The organism is Paenibacillus oryziterrae, from assembly GCF_042610485.1.
GTDB lineage: Bacteria > Bacillota > Bacilli > Paenibacillales > Paenibacillaceae > Paenibacillus_AQ.
Window position 1 is genome coordinate 385,221 of the sequence record NZ_JBGJZO010000003.1, and the last position, 15,564, is coordinate 400,784.

17 protein-coding genes are annotated in these 15,564 nt (G+C 44.5%); 14 read left to right on the plus strand and 3 right to left on the minus strand.

Features of this window, described 5'->3' with window-relative positions:
- Position 1: 1 nt before the first annotated feature.
- From ACAN55_RS06325 to ACAN55_RS06365, 9 genes are all read left to right on the plus strand, one after another.
- Positions 2-727, plus strand: a complete 726-nt coding sequence (locus ACAN55_RS06325; protein WP_379129643.1) for a 4'-phosphopantetheinyl transferase family protein — start codon at positions 2-4, stop codon at positions 725-727.
- Positions 724-1,260 (plus strand): hypothetical protein, encoded by a 537-nt coding sequence (locus ACAN55_RS06330; RefSeq protein WP_379129645.1) that lies wholly within the window; start codon positions 724-726, stop codon positions 1,258-1,260. The genes ACAN55_RS06325 and ACAN55_RS06330 overlap by 4 nt, the downstream gene beginning before the upstream one ends.
- Before the next feature lie 21 nt (positions 1,261-1,281).
- Positions 1,282-2,940: an FAD-binding protein gene (locus ACAN55_RS06335; RefSeq protein ID WP_379129648.1), complete on the plus strand. Its 1,659-nt coding sequence runs from the start codon at positions 1,282-1,284 to the stop codon at positions 2,938-2,940.
- A 14-nt stretch (positions 2,941-2,954) separates the two neighbouring features.
- Positions 2,955-3,725 carry a succinate dehydrogenase/fumarate reductase iron-sulfur subunit gene (locus ACAN55_RS06340; protein ID WP_379129652.1) on the plus strand — a complete coding sequence of 257 codons (771 nt, stop codon included), beginning with the start codon at positions 2,955-2,957 and terminating at the stop codon, positions 3,723-3,725.
- A 252-nt stretch (positions 3,726-3,977) separates the two neighbouring features.
- Entirely contained in the window at positions 3,978-5,519 is a 1,542-nt protein-coding gene (locus ACAN55_RS06345; RefSeq protein WP_379129655.1) for a methyl-accepting chemotaxis protein, read from the plus strand.
- 239 nt (positions 5,520-5,758) lie between these two features.
- Positions 5,759-6,475 (plus strand): MOSC domain-containing protein, encoded by a 717-nt coding sequence (locus ACAN55_RS06350; protein ID WP_379129658.1) that lies wholly within the window; start codon positions 5,759-5,761, stop codon positions 6,473-6,475.
- A 13-nt stretch (positions 6,476-6,488) separates the two neighbouring features.
- Entirely contained in the window at positions 6,489-6,911 is a 423-nt protein-coding gene (locus ACAN55_RS06355; RefSeq protein WP_379129661.1) for a hypothetical protein, read from the plus strand.
- A gap of 365 nt (positions 6,912-7,276) precedes the next feature.
- The gene (locus ACAN55_RS06360; protein ID WP_379129663.1) at positions 7,277-8,308 is read left to right on the plus strand and encodes an ATP-binding cassette domain-containing protein; all 1,032 of its coding nucleotides are present in this window, start codon (positions 7,277-7,279) and stop codon (positions 8,306-8,308) included.
- Positions 8,305-9,117 (plus strand): ABC transporter permease, encoded by an 813-nt coding sequence (locus tag ACAN55_RS06365; protein ID WP_379129666.1) that lies wholly within the window; start codon positions 8,305-8,307, stop codon positions 9,115-9,117. The genes ACAN55_RS06360 and ACAN55_RS06365 overlap by 4 nt, the downstream gene beginning before the upstream one ends.
- A 70-nt stretch (positions 9,118-9,187) precedes the next feature.
- Here the strand turns inward: ACAN55_RS06365 and ACAN55_RS06370 are convergent, their stop codons facing one another.
- On the minus strand, positions 9,188-9,694 hold the full coding sequence (locus ACAN55_RS06370) for a hypothetical protein (RefSeq protein ID WP_379129669.1): 507 nt from the start codon (positions 9,692-9,694) through the stop codon (positions 9,188-9,190).
- A 209-nt stretch (positions 9,695-9,903) separates the two neighbouring features.
- On the opposite strand from ACAN55_RS06370, the gene ACAN55_RS06375 reads away from it, so the two are divergent.
- A complete protein-coding gene (locus ACAN55_RS06375) occupies positions 9,904-10,209 on the plus strand; it encodes a Dabb family protein (protein ID WP_379129672.1) in 306 nt (101 codons plus the stop codon).
- A 254-nt stretch (positions 10,210-10,463) separates the two neighbouring features.
- The gene (locus ACAN55_RS06380) at positions 10,464-11,546 is read left to right on the plus strand and encodes a small-conductance mechanosensitive channel (protein WP_379129675.1); all 1,083 of its coding nucleotides are present in this window, start codon (positions 10,464-10,466) and stop codon (positions 11,544-11,546) included.
- Between the two features lie 64 nt (positions 11,547-11,610).
- Here ACAN55_RS06380 and ACAN55_RS06385 read toward each other — a convergent pair whose 3' ends face one another.
- Positions 11,611-12,201, minus strand: a complete 591-nt coding sequence (locus ACAN55_RS06385; RefSeq protein ID WP_379129678.1) for a LysE family translocator — start codon at positions 12,199-12,201, stop codon at positions 11,611-11,613.
- Positions 12,202-12,337: 136 nt separating this feature from the next.
- Between ACAN55_RS06385 and ACAN55_RS06390 the strand changes: the two genes are divergently transcribed.
- The gene (locus ACAN55_RS06390) at positions 12,338-13,213 is read left to right on the plus strand and encodes a LysR family transcriptional regulator (protein ID WP_379129680.1); all 876 of its coding nucleotides are present in this window, start codon (positions 12,338-12,340) and stop codon (positions 13,211-13,213) included.
- A gap of 45 nt (positions 13,214-13,258) precedes the next feature.
- On the opposite strand, the gene ACAN55_RS06395 is transcribed toward ACAN55_RS06390, so the two are convergent.
- A complete protein-coding gene (locus ACAN55_RS06395) occupies positions 13,259-14,074 on the minus strand; it encodes a lipase family protein (RefSeq protein ID WP_379129682.1) in 816 nt (271 codons plus the stop codon).
- Between the two features lie 183 nt (positions 14,075-14,257).
- On the opposite strand from ACAN55_RS06395, the gene ACAN55_RS06400 reads away from it, so the two are divergent.
- Positions 14,258-15,052, plus strand: coding sequence for a lipid II flippase Amj family protein (locus ACAN55_RS06400; RefSeq protein ID WP_379129684.1), 795 nt, complete (start codon positions 14,258-14,260; stop codon positions 15,050-15,052).
- Positions 15,053-15,068: 16 nt separating this feature from the next.
- Positions 15,069-15,425 (plus strand): hypothetical protein, encoded by a 357-nt coding sequence (locus tag ACAN55_RS06405; RefSeq protein ID WP_379129688.1) that lies wholly within the window; start codon positions 15,069-15,071, stop codon positions 15,423-15,425.
- Positions 15,426-15,564: the final 139 nt, after the last annotated feature.

Consider the following 15,564-nt stretch of genomic DNA (forward strand, 5'->3'; position numbering starts at 1 on the left):
TATGACAGATATTTATTATATCAATATTAATGAAGAGCTTAGCCAGGAGGATTACGACAAGCTTCTGGGGATATGTACCGCTGACAAACGAGAAACCATAGGGAATTTCAGATTTGAAGCGGATCGGAAAAGAACATTGTATGGTGAGGCTTTGGCCCGCTATATGATAGCGAAAAATTCCGGAATTCCTATGAATGACATTCAACTTGTCAAGAATCCATTCGGGAAGCCTTACTTGAACAACCGGGAGGGGATACATTTCAATGTATCTCATTCCGGTAATTATGTAGTATGTGGCCTCGATGATCAGAATATCGGGGTCGATATCGAAGAAGTCAGGGACATTGGTCTTGACCTGGCAAAAAGCTATTTTCACATCAAAGAGTATGCATACATAATTTCCCAGGAAATGGATCGGCAAATTCAAACTCTATATGATTTTTGGACGTTGAAAGAAAGCTATATTAAGTATTTGGGAGTTGGGCTGAATAAACCGCTCGGATCCTTTTACTTTACGTTGGACGGTTCTTCCGCCACGTTATATTCACAAGAAAACCCTTCGGCTTATTTTTACCGATACCTGATCGGTGATCATTATAAGCTTGCAGTGTGCGTAGAGAAGGCAGCCTCTATCCATTTGGAACTAATATCGCTGCATGAAATCGTATCCCATCTTGACATAGAACATAGGTTAACGAACAAACATGAGTTAGGAGTTATGAGATGAAGAAAATAACAGCTATATTCGGAGCATTAAGCACGGTGTTCTTTTTGATTCATCTGGTGGTAGCCTGTATCTATTATGTGGGAATCATGCCGTATGGATATATTCATATGACGATCGGGGGCATCCTTTCAATCACCATGTCGATTCATATGATCGCAGCAACGACACTTATGGTCCAGAATCGTCAGAGAGATAAGAAGGCCAAGCAATACCCGAAGTTAAATATGAGTGTGGTTCTGCAATTCGCGACGGGTATTTTCACAGGTATCTTCCTGCTGCTGCATGTGCTCGTAATTGAGTTAAATAAATCGTTTGATGGAACGATCTTCGATGTTATTTACGTGTCTGTCGAATTTCTCTTCATTCTGGTCGTATGCACGCACATTGCCGTCAGTGTACCCAAGCATTTCATATCGATGGGACTGATCAAGAGACGCGAGACATACCCGTTGATACAAAAAAGGACTAACGCTTTCCTGGCCTTCATGTTTGTGCTGTATGTCGGTTCCCAGATTATGTTCTGGACAGCTTAAGAAAGGGGTGTCTTGACTTACATGAAAGAAATAGTAATACTTGGCAGCGGACTCGCCGGAATGACTGCGGCGCTGAAGCTGATTGACAAAGGCTCGACAGTTACACTTGTTTCACCTGCCTATTCAGAACGTGCACAATCCGTCATGGCAATGGGTGGGATAAATGCGGCCTTAAATACGAAACATGAAGATGATTCTATCGATCAGCATTATGAGGACACCCTGCGGGGAGGCAGTTATCTCAATGATACGGAAGCTGCCCTGAATTTAGTGAGTACTGCTCCGGTGATCATCCGCTGGCTGGAAGAACTCGGCGTGAACTTTACCAGAGATGAACAGGGCAGGGTAGATTTACGGAATTTTGGCGGACAAAAGAAGAAACGCACCGCCTATGCTGGTGCCAGGACTGGTAAGCAGATTGCCACTGCTCTCATCGCAAAATGCCGGAAGTATGAAGCCGAAGGCAAGCTTACACGGCTTGTGGGCTGGAGATTCTATTCCTTGTTAATCGAGAATCGGGAATGTGCAGGCGCCGTTATACTCCAGGAGAATACGAATGATTTCAAATGTATTACCGCGGATGCAGTCATTATGGCTGTAGGTGGCCCTAATGGTGTATTTGGCAGAACAACAGGATCGAAGTTAAATGACGGCTACGCCGCAGGTAAGTTATTTAAGCAGGGTGTTGAGTTTTCAAATTTGGAAATGATCCAGTACCATCCCACAACCGTATTTACAGCCTCCAAACGTATGCTGATTACAGAGGCGGCACGCGGCGTTGGTGGGAGGTTGTTCGTCAATCGAAATGGACAACCCTGGTACTTCATGGAGGAATGGTATCCCGAGCATGGAGCGCTTATGCCCCGTGATGTGGTCAGTCAAAGCATCTATAAAGTATGCAACGAAATGAAGCTTGGAATAGATGGGAAACAGAGCGTATATCTGGATGTCTCCCATCTGTCTAAAGACGTAATCGATTCCCAACTGGATGAGGTGGTAAGCATATGTACCAAATTCCTGCGGGTCAATCCGTATAAAGAGCCGATTCCCGTTGCTCCCGGAATTCATTATTTTATGGGCGGGATTAAGACAGACAAGGATCATAGAACAAATATTAAAAGGCTGTTCGCAGCCGGTGAATGTTCCGCTCAATATCATGGGGCGAATAGACTGGGCGGAAATTCGTTACTGGGAGCCATTTGCGGCGGATTTTTTGCGGCGAGAAGTGCAGGTGCTGTGGATGACATTGATTACAATGCAGCAAAGCAGGTTGGCACGAAGCAGCTCGAGGCAGCCCGTCATGAGCTCGTGAAATGGGAGAATCAAGCAGTAAGCGGCTCAATGAGGAAGCATACTGCGCTGAGACAAGAATTATCAGAGCTTATGTACGGCGCAATGGGTATCTACCGGAAAGAAAGAGATCTGTTGTCCGCTCAAAAAAGGCTGGAGGAAATGCGGAGCGAAGCAGAAGATTTCTGTTATCATCATCATTTCTATGAGAACCAAACTTTATCAGCCAATATATTATTGGCCAAAGCTATGGTGGAATGTGCGCTGGAACGAAAAGAGAGCAGGGGCGCGCATCAGCGTACAGACTATTGCGAGAGAAATGACAAGCATTTCAAGAGACCGACGGATGTCATCTTTGAAAATAAGAATATAAGTGTTGCTTTTCACTAGAGAGGAGCGGGGTTGTGAGCATTAAAGTTAATGTATTGCGACAAGAGAATGCGGACACGGAATCCTATTGGCAGAGTTATGATTACAGCGGAGAGTTAAGTATATCAGTTGCGACTTTAATCAATTCAATCAATAGTGAGATTGTCGAGAAAGAAGAAGGAGAAAGGCCGATACGCTGGGATTGCAGCTGTGAACAGGGTTTATGCGGAGCCTGTGCCATGGTGGTCAATGACAAACCGGGATTGTCCTGTCAAATCTTTTGCGATGAGCTGGTGAAAGAGAACAAGGAAATTACAATTCAGGCATTAAGTAAATTCCCCGTGATTTCCGATTTAGCCGTAGACCGGAGTCAAATGTTTGACGCGATGAAAGAGATGAAGTTATGGCTTGAAGAGCCGGCGAAGGTGCGGACCGCCAATCTGCCGATGCAATATGATGTGTCTCAATGTCTGATGTGTGGCAGTTGCCTCGAAGCCTGTCCGAATTACAGCCTGGGAGGTACTTTCGCAGGGATGTCGTCTGCGATGTCTATGGTTAACCTAACCTTACTCAGTGAAGATAAAGCCTTTAAGAAAGACTATACCAAGCGGGTCTACAACGGCTGTTCCAAGTCACTGGCCTGTCAGGAAGTGTGTCCAATGGAGATTCCTATTGTGGAAGCCATATCCAAGATGAACCGGGTATCGGTCTGGAGCATGTGGCAAATGTTCGGAAGTAGCGGCAAGACCGACAAGGATAAAGCTGTATTTACAAATGTAGAATTGCAAAATGCACTGGAAGTATAAAAAACAATGATGTTATGCTGCAGATCAAAAAAGGATCTACCCGAGGGTGGATCCTTTTTGCTGTGATGAACAATTTTTGAAATTCCGTTATGCACTTCACTGCTGATCAGTTCTAGCCTCTAAGTGAAGATGGAGCTTTTTGTTGTGAGTATAGGAACGCGGGACTATAGTGCAGCTTCCAAAATGAGAATTAGTTCCAGAGTCTTCTATGATATAATTATTAAGACGAAAGTACCTTTGGGAGGCAGAATCATGTCGATTCGTAATAAATTGTTTATCAGTTACTTAGTATTGATTCTATCCTTTGCTTCAGTGGAAGTGTATTTAATTGGACAACTGGAGAATCATAATGCTTCAATTCAGAATATTAAGAATAAGTCATTGAGGATTGCTTTACTATCTGATCAACTGGTCTTAGATGTTATTCAAGTTCAACAATACCTTACTGACATTAGTGCGACTAGGGGACTAGATGGGCTGGATGACGGGTTTGCACAAGCGCAAATATTTGCAACCGATTTCAATGATAAAATGAAGGAATTAGGTACGCTTGGAGCCGAGTCCGCCTTACTTGGTTCTTTTCAAACCACCTTTGACGATTATTATCAGCATGGTAAAAATATGGCAAATGCTTACATAGAGGGTGGTCCTAGCAATGGTAATTTACTTATGGAAGACTTTGATGCTACGGCTGAGCAGATTAACGACAAAATCAACGCCTATCGGGACGACTCTCTAAGGCAGATTCATGCCGATATCGAAGGACTGGATTCTGCCGTACAACAAAGCTCGCGCATTGCCTGGATATTGCTTGGGATATTGATTCTGGTTACGCTTATCTCAAGTTTCATTCTGTCTCAACCTATTCTTATCCTGATCTCTAGTATCAAAAGAGCATCTGAAAGTGTGTTTGAGAATAGTAAACGACTATTCCACTCTTCAGAAAAGTCTCGAGCAGAAGCTGAGCAAATGGAGATGAAGATCACAAAAATTGCGCGGAGTCTCGGAGAGCAGAGCCTACAAATCAAAAGTATTCTGGATTTAACCCGAAGCACCACACTTAATCTGGAAAAAGAAAATGAGTATTTAGATAAAACAGCATCCATTGCCGCTGAATCTGCAACCATTGCCAGCGTTGGGAAAGACAAGCTTCATGCCGGAGTACTCTCTTTATTCGAGGTGCTGACGCATATGGAACAAGCCAGTGGAAAGGTACAGAGCCTGGGGCAGCGAACAGATGAAATTGAGCATATCGTCCACCTTATTAATACCATTTCAACACAAACCAATACGCTCGCATTGAATGCCGCTATTGAGGCAGCCAGAGCAGGTGATCATGGAAAAGGATTTGCTGTGGTTGCAGAGAAAGTACGCGAATTATCTGAAGAGATTACTATAGCGACCAAGGATATTGCCAAAGAGGTCAAACAGATTCAAGATGATACTCACGCTGTAATTCATGTGATGGGCGAGAATCTGATGCAATTCAATGTGGAAGTCCATAATATCGATAAGAATAATCAAACGCTTCTATTGATTCTGCAGAGTGCCAATAATACAGCAGCGCATATTCAAGAGGTGAAGGAAATATTCAACAGCAATAAGGAAAACATGCTTCATGTGGATTCGATGATTGCCACTATTACTGCTTCCACGGAACAATCTTCAGCCTATTCGCAGGAGGTTCTGTCCATGGTTATCGAACAAACCGAATCCGCCAAGGAAATATCCAATCAATCCCAAACATTGGATCTAGTAGCACAGGAACTGAAGACTCAGACACTTAAGGCTTGAGGTTCCAACAAGAAGAGCAATGAAGCGAGGTTATAGAGTGGAGATCGTTCCCACACTCGAAGCTCATTTATTTAAATAAACATATGCCAGAAAATGAGAGCACATCACCCGGAGGATGATCGGTACGCGGCGTACAAGCAGATTTTGGCGGCTGTTTCTTTTTCCTTCCAAACCACAAAGGGAATGAGTAGAATAGAATAAGAAAAGCTGTATTTTAAGACAGATGGAGGAGTTCGGCTGTGCAATTAAATGTTGGAGTAATCCGTGAAATTAACCGTTATCCGGTAAAGTCATTTGCTGGAGAGAAATTAGAGTCTTGTGTGATTGAACCGTATGGCATGCTGGGTGACCGCTTCTGTACCTTTTACGATGAGAGTAAAGAGGGCTGGTGGCGTTATATCACAGTAAGAAATATTCCGAACATGTTCACCTATCAAGCACAGTTTGTTGAAGGTGAAGTTCGCGTAACAGCAGCTGACGGCCGGACGTTTGGATGGGACACTGAATTATTAGAAGAGATCCAAAGTCAAACTACCACTCGTATCACCATGTCTGCCCCTAAAGATCCACACCCGGAGCATCCGCAGCTGTTATCGGTTGAAGGAGCCAGCATCCTGCTGATTACGGACGCTAGTCTCAATAAACTGGAAGCTCAGTGGGGTAAAGAGCTGGATCAACGGCGGTTTCGCGGGAATTTTGTGATCACCTTAAATGATGATTCTCTTCACGAAGGGGATTGGATTGGGCGCAAGCTTAACATTGGTGATGTACAACTGCAGGTGGATAGTTATTGTGAACGTTGCGTTGTTATTACTATGGATCCAGACACACGGGAGAAAGACCCGTCTCTGCTTAAAATAGTGAATAAAGATTACGGGCTGCATTTTGGCGTCTATTGTTCCGTGGTCAAGACTGGAGAAATCCAGATTGGAGACCAAGTGGAGGTAGTGGACTAGCGGAGGGATGACATTGAGAAGAATACTGTTACTTCTTGGAGTAATAAGTTTCATTGTTACCGGATGCGTGAGTAAGGGTAATTTCACATTAATACAGATTAAAGACTTATTTGAACAGCATGGGATTGCTTTGGAGACGATGACTGATATAAGCAAAGAAAATGTTTTTATCATGTCTTTGAACGATGTCGAACCCGCGTATTATAAGATTAATAAAGATCAATTAATTAGTATCTATGTCTATTCCTCTGTTAATGGAGTTAAGAAGGGGATTCAGGATTTTGAGGACAAGACCGCTGCCGCAGAATTGGTGTCTCACGATCGATATCAAGTCGGCAATGTATTGATTTTTTATGAATCTGGAAGTTCTTCAAGAGATGATGAGGTTGAACAAGTCATAGTTGATTTGAAGCTAATTTGGGACGAAAGACACTAACGAGTGTTTTTCGTCTTTTGTTTATTCAGTATAAGATGCGAGATTATCCAGTGAGAATTGCAGTCCCACTTCGTGATCTTCATGCCGTATCCCCTTGGGAACGTTCGGAGCTAATAAAAAGGGTGAAACAGCGGCCGGAAGTTCACAGATTCACCGCAGTTGCGATAACCGCTTTGTTATTCTTTAAGATCAACTTTAGTCTTACAGGATGAGTTCACGTTCATTCCACAGGCCGATCCATGAGGATCGGTTTTTTGGTTTAATGGAAATAGAAAAAAGCTTTCTGCAAATGACTTCATGTTTAAATTCAGTTTAAATAAGTCGTTTACCATGCTTATATAATCAGTTTCTAGGAGGAAATGAGAATGAGTCAAGACAAAAACAAGATAATGGCGTCAGGCCAGGGGGATTTGGCCATTGAAGCGCAGGGACTCGTCAAAATTTACGGAAGCAACCGTGCGGTAGATGGTGTAGATCTGAAGGTAGGCACAGGGATGATCTACGGGGTTCTCGGCCCGAATGGGGCGGGGAAAACCACTGTAATTCGGATGCTCGCCACCTTACTCCGGCCTGATGCAGGAACCGCGCGTATCTTCGGGCATGACGTGCTCAAGGAGCCACAAATTGTGCGTCAGTTAATCGGAGTGACGGGCCAATATGCTTCAGTCGATGAGTCACTTAGCGCTACTGAGAATCTCGTTATTTTCTCAAGACTTCTGGGATTGGGACGTGCAGAGTCGAAGAATAAGGCAGCGGAGCTACTGGAAGAGTTCGGATTGACCGAAGCGGCAAAACGTCCGCTCAAGAATTTCTCCGGCGGGATGCGCCGCAGATTGGATTTGGCGGCAAGTCTTATTGCACAACCGCCACTTATTTTCCTCGATGAGCCTACAACTGGCCTTGATCCACGCACGCGTAATCAGATGTGGGATACGATCCGGCGGCTGGTCAAGAGCGGTTCAACCGTATTGCTGACTACACAATATTTGGAAGAAGCAGATCAACTGGCAGACCGGATTGCAGTTATCGATCGTGGTAAGGTTGTGGCCGAGGGTACAGTAGATGAACTGAAGGGTTCTGTTGGAACTTCATCCCTGCATTTAAAAGTTCAGAACCCTCAAGATATTCAAACAGCTCGCCGAACCGTTGAACGTGTGCTCCAGGTAACTTCCAATATTTCCCCTGAAGCAGGAAAAATTACAGCTCCTATGGGTGAGGCCGATAAGGTTACAGACCTGCTAATCGCACTCCGCGAAGCGGGTATCCCTCTGGCTGAGATGAGTGTGCAGAAACCAACGCTTGATGAAGTGTTTCTAACTATCACTGGTCATGGAGTACAGGATGGGGCATCACCGGAGTCTGAAAGATCGAACCAAGTGGAAGGGGTAATCGCATGAGTACTATAATCAAACCGGGCGCTCAGCGCCAATTGAAGAATCATACAAGCCTTAGACAATCCATCCGCAATTCATTAACTATGGCTTATCGCGGGATATTGAAAATCCGCCGCACACCTGAGCAATTGTTTGACGTCACGTTCCAGCCGATTATTTTCACCCTAATGTTCACTTATATCTTTGGCGGTGCCATCTCAGGGGATGTGGTTAGCTATTTACCGGTCATTATCCCGGGTATTCTGGTGCAGACCGTAATTACGACTTCTATTGTTACCGGGGTTCAGCTGCGTGAGGACATGGAAAAGGGCGTCTTTGACCGATTCAAGTCACTCCCGATTGCCCGGATTGCTCCACTAGCGGGAGCATTGCTGGCGGATACAATTCGGTATACCATTGCGACTGTTCTTACCTTCGCTATGGGTTATATTATGGGTCTACGGCCTGAAGGCGGCTTTGGAAATGTCGTGCTGGCTGGTATACTCGTGATTGTGTGCTCGTGGGCCATCAGCTGGATCTTCGCCTTCTTTGGTGTCATTGCGCGTTCGGCATCCAGCGTACAGGGTATATCCATGATTGTATTGTTTCCGCTCACCTTCCTGTCCAACGCGTTTGTGCCGGTAGATACGATGCCGAATTGGCTTCAGTGGTTCGTCAAGATGAATCCGATATCTCATCTGGTTACAGCCGTACGGGAGCTTGTAAATGCAGGAACCGTTGGATCGGACCTTGTCTATTCCCTAGTTGGGGCAGCGGTTATTGTAGCCATCTTCGCACCGATTACGGTTCGCGCATATATGCGCCGTACGTAATGGGTCGCTGAAATTAAAAAGTAGCAGAGAACATGCGGATTTCCGTTCTCAGCTACTTTTTTTATTTTTCTCACATGAGATCGTTAATCTCATCTGAATTATAGCTATCGCTATTCACTTTCCAGTGACCGTCTTCCTTGATAAGAGTCATGGTTCCTTTCACAAACATCCTATCCTTCTTGCCTTCTCCGAAGCGCAGTGTACAATCATATGTCAGTTCAATATAATGATCAGTAACACTTTGCTGTGTAATCGTAAGATAATTTATTCTAAGGTCATGCCCTTTACTCCACGCGACTTTTAACGAGCGAGAATACATATGATTAGCCGATTGTTTGTTAAAGAAACTTGCCGTCGTCAGATTAATGACAGCCTTCTTGTTCTGTATTTCTTCCTTTGGTATGTCATTTATACTATTCAAAAGTGCAGCGTTAAGTTCAGCTTTCTTGTATGTACTGCATATACTCATCGCTATCGAGATTTCGTTATCTGATGAATGGTTTTCTTGTCCGCGGCTGTATCTACTGCCACAAGCAGCAATGAACATTAAACCTAATATCATGATTCCGATCAGCATGCTCTTCTTCCTCACTGATTCTCCACCTTCCATTATTGCATCCAACAAGAAACTATTATTCCATTATTATACTCTTTACAAGATGAAAGACGACTTTATTTATCACTATCCTATTGAAAAAAGTTGTTGTTTGGTGGCTGCCCCTCAACTGGTGTATATTATTAGCAGGATTATTCAAACATTTCTTCAACCTAAAAGGAGCGGTCATGATGAAATACGAACATCTCGTTGTTTTCAAGTTCAATGATAAGATGAACCCGGCCAAGCAACAGGAGCTTGTGGATCAATTGCTTGCATTACGGGAGCGCATTCCGGGGATTATTGAGATCAGCGCAGGTATTAATGAAACGGAAGAAACGGATAACATCCACGGCTACTCCCTTGGACTGCGGGTGAGCTTTGAAGATCTTGATTCTCTGCGCGCCTATGGCCCCCATCCGATGCATCAGGAATTTGTGAAATCACTGGACGGCTTGCTGGAGAATGTGATTGTTGTCGATTACCCGTTGGTTTAGTAATACACATATTGCGTGTCTAAGCGGTTCTCCCTGGAGAACCGTTTTTTAATTTGTGATCTTATGGGTGAGTTTTTATCGAATCGCTTCTCTTCTTGGCAGGAATAATCATCCAGTCTAACGAATATATCTACAAAATTCGACTGTATATGTCATAAAGGGAGGTTTTCAAAATTTCACGAAAAAGTAACACAAAATGGTTCCTGATGGTCACCTTTGTTTTGATCTTTGCACTGCCGCTGATAGGGAGCCTTATGAAATGGAACGGGCTGCCTCCCGGGTACGGTTTGTTCCCTGCGCAAAAGGTGGAAGGCGATCCCGGATTCAATTCACTGTACTTCACACTGGCTTGCATGGTCGCCTTGTTTATTACACTAGTGCTGGTATTCCCCCGGATGTTCGGATTCAAGCGGCCTGCGCAGGAAGACACAGCCCCCCGGACACATACCACATATCCGGTTTGGTTCTGGTGGAGCCTTCCGGTGCTTCTTATCAGTTGGATCTTAATGTGGGGACGGGTTAAGCTGCACATCTCGCTCGAATACTATACGTTCGTCCCGCTGTGGTGGGCGTTTATCCTGATTCTGGATGGTTTCGTATATAAGCGCAGCGGAGGCAACTCGATTATTGCCAAGAAGCCAAAGCTGATGCAGCTGCTCGCCGTGGTCTCTTGCTTCAGCTGGTTTGCTTTTGAATACCTTAATTTCTTCGTCATGGAGAACTGGTATTATCCCAATAATGAAGTATTCTCGAACTTCGGAAATGTCTTCTGGTTCTCGCTGTCGTATACGACTGTGCTTCCGGCTATTGTAGAATGGTACGGCCTGCTGCGGACATCGAAATTCTTCAAAGACCGTTATAGCTTTGGCCCGAAATTGAGACTTTCACGGACAGCGCTGCTGGTGTTCTACGGCTTTGGTCTGGTATTGGCCTACGCGATGGGCTATTGGCCGTATCTGCTCTTCTGGGTACTTTGGGTGGCATTGGTTCCGTTGCTCTCTGCAGCTATGGCACTCACCGGCCGCTGGACGCCTTTTACCCCAATCAAAGACGGGAACTGGTCCAAGATCATCCTCATCGGGCTCGCCACATTATTCAACGGCTTCTTCTGGGAAATGTGGAATTTCGGGAGCGAGTGGTTCAACGATTCATTGCCGACCAACCCGAACTATTGGAAGTATTCCGTACCGTATCTGGATAAAATACATATTTTCTCCGAGATGCCGATTCTCGGCTACTACGGTTATCTGTTCTTTGGCGTGAACTGCTGGATTATGTGGCTGATTGCTGCATATGTGTTTGATTTTGACGGAGATTTTGAAGTGACGGATAAATAAAACGAACATCTCTTATGAAAAAAACAAGCTTTCGTGGATATCCGCGGAAGCTTGTTTCTCATTCCTATAGAGCTGATAACAAAAGATATACCGCCACAATCATTAGCAATCCGCCCATCCCCGCATTAAAAATCTGAATCCCGTTCTTCACTTTTGTCAGAAATTGAAGCTTCGATCCCAACTGTGCCCACGCTGCAAGCGAGAGATAACAGATGATAAAATAAATACATATAAAGACAAGAAGCAAAGAAGGGGAGGAGTTCAGCCCGAAGGCGGAAACCCCGGAGAGACAGGCGATCCAAGCCTTGGGGTTAAGCCATTGCATCAGAAACCCGTGAAGAAAACGCGGCCGCTTCTCCTCCTTGACTTCAATTTCTGGGCGGGAGACTATAATCTTATAACCAATATAGATCATATAACCTGTCCCGGCATATCGCAGCCATTCATAAAATACAGGGACTTCTTCTACAAGATTGGATATCCCTAACCCGACAGCGGTCAATAGGATCGTGAACCCGATAGTTGCCCCGGACACTAAAGAGAAAGAGCGGTTAAACCCGTAATTGACTCCCGAAGAGAGAATCGTCATGTTCACTGGGCCTGGAGAGATGGACATGGATAATGAAAAAAAGAACATTGCAATAAAAATACTCATCTTGTACACTCCTTACATAATATTCCTGAAAATACTATAATTCATGTAAGAATAAAACGTCCAATTGCAAGTTCTGATCGGTTCCATCAGAAAAATAGATATTGCTGCAAATGCGTCGAAAGGAGGTGGCCGAGTATTGGAGCTGTATCAATTAAAAACGTTTATGCAAATTGCCCAAACCGGCAACTTGACCGAAGCAGCAGCGCAGCTTAACACGAGCCAACCCGCTGCAAGCGCGCACCTCAAGACCTTGGAAAGTGAAGTAGGATTTATTCTATTTCATCGAACTTCCAAAGGGATGATTCTAACGGACAAAGGCGCGAAACTGCTGCCACTAGCACAGAAGGTCATTTCTTCCATGGATGAATTCCATCATGCAGCTAGTGAATTGGCTGGAACTGCAATCGATAACATTCGAATCGGGTTAAATACGGACGGGCAGCTTCTCCAAGTCGGGACCTTGATTGAGTCTATATCAGAGCGCCTGCCCCAGGTGGAGCTGCATTTTATAAACACTAAAAGCGAAGACTTTATCCCGGATGTAACCAGCTCCAAGATAAATGCAGGTTATTACTACGGAAACGCTGCCCATCCGTCTATCCAATCCATTAAGCTTCATTCCTTTCGGATGGCTGTGGTCTTTCCGGGAAGCTGGGATATTCCTGAGCAAGGGTTGTCTTTGGGATTTTTTGCAGATAAGCCGTGGATCTGGACAACTCAAGGTTGTCCCTTTTATAGTCAATCCATTGAATATTTCGTGGGGCAGGATATTATTCCGCGTAAAATTATGTATGTCGATGACGAAGCTCTAATCGGTAAACTGGTTCAAGATGAGGTCGGTTGTTCCCTACTTGCAGAACCGGTAGCCATGCGGTTTGCCCGAGATAACATGCTCCAAATCTGGCAGGGTATCGATCTCTATATCGATCTATACTTTGGATATCCGAAGGATCAAAAGAGTGATCCTGTGCTCTCTGAAATCGCCTCAATAGTGGAGGGTATGTGGAAGTGAAAAAGCTTCGTGGATAGCCACGGAAGCCTTTGATTGTTGTTCCACCTAAGTTTGTATTAACGATCGACTAGTTTCCTTAATACCCGGGCAGAACCCCGGATTTGTGGAACATAACCTTTGTGCATATTCCGGATTAAGCTGGGAGAGTGCAGCGAAGTAGCTTCCAATCACATGATTTAGGCTGATGGCTCCATTCTGGAAGGAAAGTGGGCTATGGGTCTGGACGTGGCTGTAATAGTATTTTTTATCCCGCTTGGGCTGCTTATAGATAGTAGGAGGGGCATAAGTAACGATATCGAAGAGATTGGCAATGCGGAAGCTTCGCCGGACATACTTTGAGAAAGCTTGTGCAAAAGCCGGATCACCGACACGGGGAGAACCGTAGGTGTACAAGTCGGGTGAGTGATAGGCTGTATTGGCCGCCACATCTACCGCACACAGGGTCGCCAGCGCTCCGCCGAGACTATGTCCTGTAATGGTTAACGTTTTGTCCGTTGAAAGCTTGGTGAGAGCGTTGATTATCCCGTCACGGGCTGAGGTGTAGATATCGGTGAAGCCGCGATGTGTAAGGCAATGTTCATTGATGTATTTGAATCTCTTTTGCGAGGCGATGATGTCAGAGATCCAATCAGTTGTTGAGCTGGTACCCCGGAAGGCAATAATAATCTCTTGCGGGGACTCGATAATGAACCCGAAGCGCTCCCATACGTTAGTGATGGATTTTGCTTCAATGGTATGGATTACCGAATAATCCTTTGGAACCACGAATGAACCATCCGCGTTAGAGAACAGGGTGTAGGTCTGTGAGCAGACTGCTGCCAGAAAGATCGCCCGTTCTCCGAAACTTGTTGTGCTGAACATCTGCATCCCGCCCTTCTTACCTATTCTATGTATGATCAGAAAGTGGGATCGGTGCTTGTCGTTAGCCTGTAAATGAGAAATTTATGCAGAATAGTTTCTCTTTATCACAAAGAAATGCACCTGTATGATATGACTAAAGTTTTAAAAGATGGTCATACATAATGAATATGGTGAGGTGCTAATTTGCTGGAGCAGGTTTTATTTGTATCTCTGTTCACTTTTATTATTCATCTATCCGAGACCCTTACTTACTCGCTTCGTGTAGCTGGTGTGCGATTAGGAAAATTGGCCGTTGCCTTATCCTTATCCGGGATCATACTTCTTATTTCAAGAACCTCCAATATGGTACAGGCTCTACTCACCGGCAAAATAATGGACTCCGGAAAACATCATGTCGATGCTCTAATCGATCAGTTTCATATCATTATCGGAGCTGCTACACTGGGGACACTTACAGCATTGGTATTGTTCCCATCGGCAGTTTTACTGGCTTCAAGGGTAATATCCCATTTGGAGACTGCGGGTTCCATCCCCGTAATGCTGCGTTCATCGGTTTCTATTCAAAAAATACAACATGCACGTTATCATATGCGTTTACCCAAGTTATCCATGCTGTCACGTCTCCGGACCGGTGGCCTTCCCAAAAGGTTGCTCGTTCTAAATACGCTCGTAACGGCAATATATACAATTGGTGTGTTAGCAGCTCTATTGGCTTCAACTTTAACTGCAGAATCTTCGATTGCCGCATCTCAATCTTCCGGCCTGATTAACGGGATGGCAACGATATTACTTACGCTGCTGATTGATCCGCACATTGGACTAATCACAGATAAAGTCCTTCGGGGAGAACGGGAGCTGCATACACTTAATAAGATTTTTGGATTATTAATGGTCTCGCGTTTGTGCGGAACAATGGTTGCTCAGGTATTGCTGGTCCCGGCTGCTTACTGGATTAACTGGATGGTATCCATTATATAATTTGGAGATGATGAGATTGAAACGTATACAAATTGATTTCGTCTATGAATATAAGGGACATACGGAGAATTGGGCAGCGAATTATATTGTATACAAAATGAAACACTTGGATAATCATTTTTCGAAGCTCAATCTCAAGTATATTGGAACAGGTCCTGAACCAACAGGTGAATTCAGTTATGCGTTTCAAACCCAGGGCGGCGGAGACGGGAAGGGAACCGAGTCTAATATTAAGTTACAGCACGGGATTGTTCAAACTGGAAGCTCCGGTGGCAATGGGGCATATGCGGCGCAAGATTCTACTGTTCAGGTGCAGATCTATTTCAATGGTCACACTGAAGAGTTTGAACTGGAACCTGTGCTGACAAAATAAATTGACCATCGGGGACAGACGATTAAATGTAAGAGCTGAATTGGTTTAAGCAAATGCCTGCTATTTAGCACATCTTTTTTTGTATATTAACAGTATACAAAACTATACTAACTTACATTAATGTGCGTACTTAACCTCA

Excerpts from the sequence above, each read along its gene's own strand:
- ACAN55_RS06325 (WP_379129643.1), top strand. The coding sequence starts at position 2 with ATGACAGATATTTATTATATCAATATTAATGAAGAGCTTAGCCAGGAG.
- ACAN55_RS06330 (WP_379129645.1), top strand. The coding sequence starts at position 724 with ATGAAGAAAATAACAGCTATATTCGGAGCATTAAGCACGGTGTTCTTT.
- ACAN55_RS06335 (WP_379129648.1), top strand. The coding sequence starts at position 1,282 with ATGAAAGAAATAGTAATACTTGGCAGCGGACTCGCCGGAATGACTGCG.
- ACAN55_RS06345 (WP_379129655.1), top strand. The coding sequence starts at position 3,978 with ATGTCGATTCGTAATAAATTGTTTATCAGTTACTTAGTATTGATTCTA.
- ACAN55_RS06360 (WP_379129663.1), top strand. The coding sequence starts at position 7,277 with ATGAGTCAAGACAAAAACAAGATAATGGCGTCAGGCCAGGGGGATTTG.
- ACAN55_RS06365 (WP_379129666.1), top strand. The coding sequence starts at position 8,305 with ATGAGTACTATAATCAAACCGGGCGCTCAGCGCCAATTGAAGAATCAT.
- ACAN55_RS06370 (WP_379129669.1), bottom strand. The coding sequence starts at position 9,694 with ATGCTGATCGGAATCATGATATTAGGTTTAATGTTCATTGCTGCTTGT.
- ACAN55_RS06375 (WP_379129672.1), top strand. The coding sequence starts at position 9,904 with ATGAAATACGAACATCTCGTTGTTTTCAAGTTCAATGATAAGATGAAC.
- ACAN55_RS06380 (WP_379129675.1), top strand. The coding sequence starts at position 10,464 with ATGAAATGGAACGGGCTGCCTCCCGGGTACGGTTTGTTCCCTGCGCAA.
- ACAN55_RS06385 (WP_379129678.1), bottom strand. The coding sequence starts at position 12,201 with ATGAGTATTTTTATTGCAATGTTCTTTTTTTCATTATCCATGTCCATC.
- ACAN55_RS06395 (WP_379129682.1), bottom strand. The coding sequence starts at position 14,074 with ATGTTCAGCACAACAAGTTTCGGAGAACGGGCGATCTTTCTGGCAGCA.